The organism is Novacetimonas maltaceti (assembly GCF_002906255.1).
Lineage (GTDB): Bacteria > Pseudomonadota > Alphaproteobacteria > Acetobacterales > Acetobacteraceae > Novacetimonas > Novacetimonas maltaceti.
Genome location: NZ_POTC01000086.1, coordinates 1 through 6802, shown reverse-complemented (window position 1 = coordinate 6802; position 6802 = coordinate 1). Strand labels below are relative to the sequence as shown.

Annotated in this window: 6 protein-coding genes; 2 read left to right on the top strand and 4 right to left on the bottom strand. The window is 64.6% G+C overall.

Features of this window, described 5'->3' with window-relative positions; translation table 11 throughout:
- Together KMAL_RS15690 and accC are read left to right on the top strand one after the other, a co-directional pair.
- The coding region (locus KMAL_RS15690; protein WP_110096436.1) for an acetyl-CoA carboxylase biotin carboxyl carrier protein at positions 1-309 on the top strand (309 nt) is incomplete at its 5' end.
- The gene (gene accC, locus KMAL_RS15685; RefSeq protein ID WP_110096435.1) at positions 309-1658 is read left to right on the top strand and encodes an acetyl-CoA carboxylase biotin carboxylase subunit; all 1350 of its coding nucleotides are present in this window, start codon (positions 309-311) and stop codon (positions 1656-1658) included. The genes KMAL_RS15690 and accC, both read left to right, overlap by 1 nt.
- 172 nt (positions 1659-1830) lie before the next feature.
- Here the strand turns inward: accC and KMAL_RS15680 are convergent, their stop codons facing one another.
- From KMAL_RS15680 to KMAL_RS15665, 4 genes are all read right to left on the bottom strand, one after another.
- On the bottom strand, positions 1831-4065 hold the full coding sequence (locus KMAL_RS15680) for an FUSC family protein (RefSeq protein WP_110096434.1): 2235 nt from the start codon (positions 4063-4065) through the stop codon (positions 1831-1833).
- A 157-nt stretch (positions 4066-4222) separates the two neighbouring features.
- Complete coding sequence (locus KMAL_RS15675; protein ID WP_110096433.1) at positions 4223-4753, bottom strand: adenine phosphoribosyltransferase; 531 nt, start codon at positions 4751-4753, stop codon at positions 4223-4225.
- A gap of 180 nt (positions 4754-4933) precedes the next feature.
- Complete coding sequence (locus tag KMAL_RS15670) at positions 4934-6247, bottom strand: multidrug effflux MFS transporter (protein WP_110096432.1); 1314 nt, start codon at positions 6245-6247, stop codon at positions 4934-4936.
- A gap of 191 nt (positions 6248-6438) precedes the next feature.
- Positions 6439-6802: VTT domain-containing protein (locus KMAL_RS15665; RefSeq protein WP_146044248.1), on the bottom strand; the 364-nt coding region annotated here is incomplete at its 5' end.

The following is a 6802-nucleotide window of genomic DNA, read 5'->3' as shown; positions in this document are numbered from 1 at the left end:
CTGCCGGTCGCGGCCCCCGCCCCGGTCGCGGCCCCGGCGGCGCCAGTCGCGGCCCCTGCCGACCTGTCGAAGCATCCGGGCGCGGTCACCAGCCCGATGGTCGGCGTGGCCTACCTGACGCCGGACCCGTCGGCCCCGCCCTTCGTGACCGAAGGCCAGCAGGTTGTCGCGGGCCAGACCCTGATGCTGATTGAGGCGATGAAGACCTTCAACCAGATCAAGGCCCCGCGCGCGGGCACCCTGACCAAGATCCTCGTCCCCTCGGGCGAGCCTGTCGAATACGGCGAAGTCCTGGCCATCATAGAGTAATGTTTTCCAAGATCCTGATCGCCAATCGCGGCGAGATCGCCCTGCGTATCCTGCGGGCCTGCCGCGAACTGGGCATCCCCACCGTTGCCGTGCATTCAACGGCCGATTCGGACGCGATGCATGTCCGCCTCGCGGATGAGGCCGTGTGCATCGGCCCGCCCGCCAGCCGTGATTCGTACCTCAATGTCGCGGCCATCCTGTCGGCGGCCACCATTACCGGGGCGGACGCGATCCATCCCGGCTATGGCTTCCTGTCGGAAAATGCGGATTTCGCCGAAACGGTGGAGGCCCACGGCCTGACCTTCATCGGCCCGACCGCCGACCATATCCGCATGATGGGTGACAAGATCACCGCCAAGACCACCATGCGCGCGCTTGGCGTACCGCTGGTGCCCGGTTCCGACGGGGCGCTGGAAAACCTGGAGCAGGCGCGTGCCGTTGCCGACAGGGTCGGCTACCCCGTGCTGATCAAGGCGGCCGCCGGTGGCGGCGGACGCGGCATGAAGGTTGCCGCCACCGCCGACGACCTGGAAGAAGCGTGGAGCGTGGCCCGCACCGAAGCCCGCGCCGCCTTCGGCAATGACGAGGTGTACCTCGAAAAGTACCTCGACCGGCCACGCCACATCGAACTGCAGATCATGGCGGACACGCACGGCAATGTCGTGCATTTCGGGGAGCGCGACTGCTCCTTGCAGCGTCGCCACCAGAAGCTGCTCGAGGAAGCCGGGTCGCCCGCGCTCGATGCGAAGCAGCGCGACGAAATCGGCGAGATCGCGACCTCGGCGCTGAAGAAGCTGGGCTATCGCAATGCCGGCACGCTGGAGTTCCTGTACCAGGACGGGCAGTTCTGCTTCATCGAGATGAATACCCGCCTGCAGGTGGAACATCCGGTGACGGAAATGGTCTGCGACGTGGACCTTGTGCGCGAACAGATCCGCATCGCGGCGGGTGAACCGCTGGGATACGACCAGAAGGACATCCACTTCTCCGGCCATGCGATCGAATGCCGCATCAACGCCGAAGACCCGCGCACCTTCATGCCGACCCCCGGCACCATCAGCGTCTTCCACCCGCCCGGCGGCCTTGGCGTGCGCGTGGACAGTGCGCTGTATGCCGGCTATCGCGTCCCGCCCTATTACGACAGCATGATCGCCAAGCTGATCGTGCGCGCGCCGACGCGGCTGGAGGCAATCCAGCGCATGCGCCGCGCCCTTGATGAGTTCGTGATCGAAGGGGTGAAGACGGTGATCCCGCTGCACCTGAAGATCCTTGACGATCCGCAGTTCCGCTCCGGCGACTATACCATCCACTGGCTGGAAAAGTTCGTCGCCGCCCTGAACGCGGAATAACACGACCAGACAGGACAAAGGGCCAGCGGGATGGAAATCCCCTGGCCCTTTTTTTTGTGCCCGAACCTGAATTTCCCTTAAAAAACGGAAGTTTTTGGTGAAGCTTTTTCCCAAAAAGCTTCAAAGGACGTCGCCTTCCTGAAAAAAGGCGACACCCAGAAACCTCCAGATGTCAGCTCAGCACCGGATCCAGATACGGGCTGGAGGCGTCGAAGAACTTCTGGTTGTTGTCCAGTTCGTACGAAATCACATACAGGCAGACCAGCGCCCCGTTCATCTCCAGCCGGATTCCGAGGTTCTTCTCCTCCTGCGTCATGTTCTGGATATGCGCGATCGCCAGCTTCGTGGCCCGCGCGGTGCGGCCGTAATGCCCGCCGTAACGCCCGCTGAACTGCGCCATGCGGGCCATCATCTCACCCAGGACCTGCTGCGCGCCCGGCGGCAGCAGGTTGCGTTCCTGAATCCCGCGCAGGCGGATGATGTTCAGCCCGATCGTCATGGCCGACAGGATGCCCTGCAGGTAGGAATCGATGATCACGTCGGGCGTGTTTTCCGCATTCGTCAGCAGCCGCACGAAACGGTCCACATTGCGTTCCACCACATACAGCGTCGTGGGCAGCGTGCGCGCGCGCGCGACATGGCGCAGGCCGCTGAGGATACTGGTACGCATCTGCCAGCGCATGTCGTTGGTATCGAACGGCAGCACCAGCCGGAAGACCCACATGGCGTACCACAGGCCAAGGATCAGCGGCATCGCCGTGTTGAAGAACGAGACCTCGTCCAGGCGCGACTGGTTCCCCGGCCCCAGCAGGATCGGCATGAACAGGTTGTACGACACCGCGCCAAGGATCAGCACGGGATAGGCGAAGGCCAGCCCGCCCATCAGCATCGGGATCATCAGGCACATGGCCATGACTTCGTAGGTGGAGGGTGTGGGCAGCACCCACAGCACCAGCACACCGGCCATCACGCTGGCCCAGATCGCGCCACCAAGGAACGCCTTGGTCGCCAGCGCCGGCTTCTCCAGCGTTGCAAACAGGCTGCACACGATGGAGACGAACATGATGAAGGTCAGCCCGGACGACCATGCCGTCGCGATCCAGATCAGCCCGGCGCCAAAGATCGTGACAGAGGCGCGCAGGCTGTTGGTAAAGGCCTGCTGCCAGTCGCGGAACGTCTTGATCCGGTAATGGAAATGGTCATGGCGCAGCGGATGGCGGCTGGCATCGAACTGGATGATGGCCTGTTCAAGCTCATCGAGCATCTCGCCCAGCCCGTAATGCAGCATCCGCTGCTGCTCAAGGATGTGCGCGACGGGGGGCGCGGCCGGGTCGCGGGTGTCGCTGCCCATTTCATCTTCGAGGGAGTCGGCGACACTCTGGCGGCATTCCGCCTGCAGCGTGGCAAGTTCGGCAAGCACGGGATGGATGTCATCCGTTGCCTCCAACTGTCCCACCATGTCCCGCAGGAACGCCTGCACCTTGGCCGACGTGGCGTTGAAGGCGGCACCGGGGATGTTGCCGGGAATATGCATCAGCGCCGCAAGGTCCAGACCGCGCGACAGCAGCATCGCCACCCGCGCAAGGGCCGCGCGCGCATGGTCGCCCTCATGCCCGCGCTGGGCGCCCATCTCGACCTCGGCGAATTCGATCTGGTCGCTCAGGTTCGTGATATTGGCGAAGACCTGCCGCGATTTGCGCAGGACATCATGATCCCCCGCCAGCAGGGAGGCCAGCGTCTGCCCCGCCCCGTCGATGGCCGTCAGGAAATTGGCGGCCAGTCGGTCCTGCGCCCGCTTGACCAGCCGGTACTGGAACAGCGAGGAGACGGTACTTTCCAGCACGATGCCCAGCACGATATAGGTCGCGCGCGACATCGCGGTCATGAAGATGTGCTGCGGATCGGCAATCCCGTCGAGCGAGATGATGGCGTAGGTAAACCCGCTCGCCCGCATGCCGTGGATGCGGTAATTCGTCATCGTCGCAGGGCCGGGCAGCAGCGTGCCGATGAAGCAGAACATCCCGATCCCGCCCGCAAGCAGCAGGATGAACATCAGCGGTGCCTGCGGGAACGCCGCGACCAGCAGCACGGCGCAGATCGTGCCTACCACCATGCCGAACAGGTGCCATCGCGCCTTGGCCACGCTCTTGCCGCGCGTGCCCTGCGCGACCATCCACACCGTCAGCGCCGCCCATTGCGGACTGCCGAGTTCCCACCACAGCGCAATGCCCAGCGCGATCAGCGAGGTGATGGTCGTGCGCAGGGCATAGCCAAAGGTGAACAGCCCCGGCGCAAACAGCCAGCGCAGGTGGTCCTGCCGGATCGTGGCCCCGGGGGGCCACAGGCGCCGCAGGAAGGCGACGATCCGGGTCTGGAACTGGATCAGGGAGAGCTCAAGACTATTCATCCCGGCATCCACGCTCCCTGAGATATGAAAAACGGCTATGCAGTTTCAGGTACACTTTACACGTGTCGCCGCAACACCGACACGTGATGTGCGGTATATCAGCGTTCATGAAACTGTATATTGCAAGACGGCCCCGCAAGCAAAGCAGCGATACCGATCAGTCGTCGTAAGCCACCAGCGTCTTGACCGGCACATCAAGGCGGTCACGCCCCCCAAGCCCGGTCAGTTCGATCAGCGTGGCCGCACCGACGACCTCGGCCCCCACCTTGCGCAGCAGCGCGATGGAGGCGGCAAGCGTGCCACCGGTCGCCAGCAGGTCATCCATCACGACGACGCGCTGCCCCGGCACAATCGCGTCGGCCTGGATGTGCAGCGAATCCTTGCCGTATTCGAGGTCGTAGTCATAGGAAATCGTCTCGCCCGGCAGCTTGCCCGGCTTACGCAGCATCACAAGGCCACAGCCAAGGCGGCTGGCCAGCGGCGCCGCCGTCAGGAAGCCGCGCGATTCAATGGCCGCCAGCACATCGACCGACCACGGCGCGACCGCCGCCGTCAACCGCCCCATCGCGATCTGCCAGGCATCCGCGTTCCGCATCAGCGTCGAGATGTCGTAGAACAGGATCCCTGGCTTCGGAAAATCGGGAATGCCCCGGATGTACTGCTTCAGATCGATGGAGGGAGTCGTCATGGCCTGTCTATGTTCCCGCAAACCTGTTCCGGGCCGGGGCGTCCGACGGACATCCCGGTCCCGTAAATTACGCCCGTTGTAACGGGCGCGCGATGCACGTCGCCTGTAGCCGCCGGGTCGCCGGACGGCAACCCCGTCATGGCCGCTTTTGTCACAGACCGCCCGTGCGTGCGCCCGACATCAGGACCTGGCCCGGCCCGGCGTCGTGGCCTCGGCCGAAGGGGCGTCGGCCGGGCGGCGCGGACGCAGCACCACCATCACCAGCATGACCACGGCGCCCCCCATCATCACCGCCGCCATCGGGATGGGGGAGTTCGATGGCAGCATGCCGACAATCGCCCCGGCCAGCGCGCCCAGCACGTACTGCAGCGTCACGACGAAGGCCGAGGCACTGCCCGCCAGGCGCGGATGGTCCGCAAGCGCACCGACCGTCGCGTTCGGCCCGATGATCCCGGTCGTGCCGAGCGAGAACATCATCGCCCCCACCAGCGCGACCATCAGCCCGAGGGAGGGATGCCCCCCCGCCTTCGTCGTTTCCGAAATCAGGCTGGCGACCAGCGTCATGCCGATCGTGCCGACCAGCGCGATGATGACCGACACGCCAAGGATGCGCGCCGCATCGATCCGCCCCACCAGCATGCCATTAAGCTGCGACGCGCCGATCATGCACACGGCGAACACGCCGAACATCATGCCGAAATGCGCGGGCGACAGGCCGAACTGGTGGATGAACACCGACGGCGCGGCCGACAGGTAGGTGAAGGACATGAAGCACGAAAAACCGGCGATCATCGCATTGGTGAAGAACCAGCGGTCACGCACCAGCAGCAGGTAGCGGCTGCACAATGTCACGGGCGACAGTTCGCTGCGGTTTTCAGGCTTGAGCGTTTCAGGCAGGACACGCCAGATCAGCAGCATGCACACCACGCCATAGACCGCCGCCGCCCAGAAGATCGACCGCCATGTCGTAAACGACAGCACCATCCCCCCCAGCGTGGGGGCAAGGATCGGCACGACCCCCATCACAAGGACCAGCCGCGACATCATGCGCGCGGATTCGTTGCCGTGCGACATGTCGCGCACGCATGCGCTGGGGATGATCAGGCTGGCCGATGCGCCAAGCGACGCGACAAGGCGGAAGGCCGAAAAGGTATAGATGTCCGTCGCCACGGCGCACCCGACGGAGGCCAGCGTATAGACGAACGTGCCCAGCAGCATCGGGATGCGCCGGCCAAACCGGTCGGAGACGGGCCCCATCGTGATCTGCCCGATCGCCAGGCCCACGAACCAGATCGCCAGCGTCATCTGCGCGGACCCAGTGCGCGCATGCAGCGACTTTTCCAGTTCGGGGAAGGCAGGCAGGTAGATGTCCGTCGAAACGGGCCCGACCGCGGTCAGGACCCCCAGCAGGATGGCAATCCATCCCATGGACCGGCCGGCTGTCTTGCCAACGGATGCATCGGACGATTGCGCCGCGAGTGCGGAAGAGCCCATGACGGCACTCCAGAAATCAAGGGAAGCAAGGATTGCGAAAGTATCTAGCCGACGACACCGGAATTTTTCATCCTCTATTCCGGCATTCCAGCGTTTCGCTCACCGAAGGTATCGCGCGTGCATGCGCGTCGCGTCAACCATCCGTGAAGACAGAAAAACACGACGATACCTAAAACATTTTTTCAAAGTGTTCATGTGGTACGATCGGCACGCGCGATCCGGCTGCCACGCAGCAGCCACACACCGCCAAGGCCCGACATCACGAACAGCCCGACAGCCAACGCGACCTGCCACTGATGGTTCACTTCCATCCCGCCCCCCACAAGGACGAACACCGCCGTCTGCGGCAGGCTGCCCAGCAGCGTGGCGGCGATGAACCCCGCCATGCGCGCCCCGGCAAGGCCCGCCGCGATGCTGAGCATCATGGCCGACCCCACCGGCAGCAGGCGCAGCACCAGCACGCAGCTAAATGTCCGTTCACGCAGTGGACGGCCAAGGCGCACGCACATGTCGCGCACCCGTGGCGGCAGCCGCCCCGCCCCGCCAAGCCGCCCC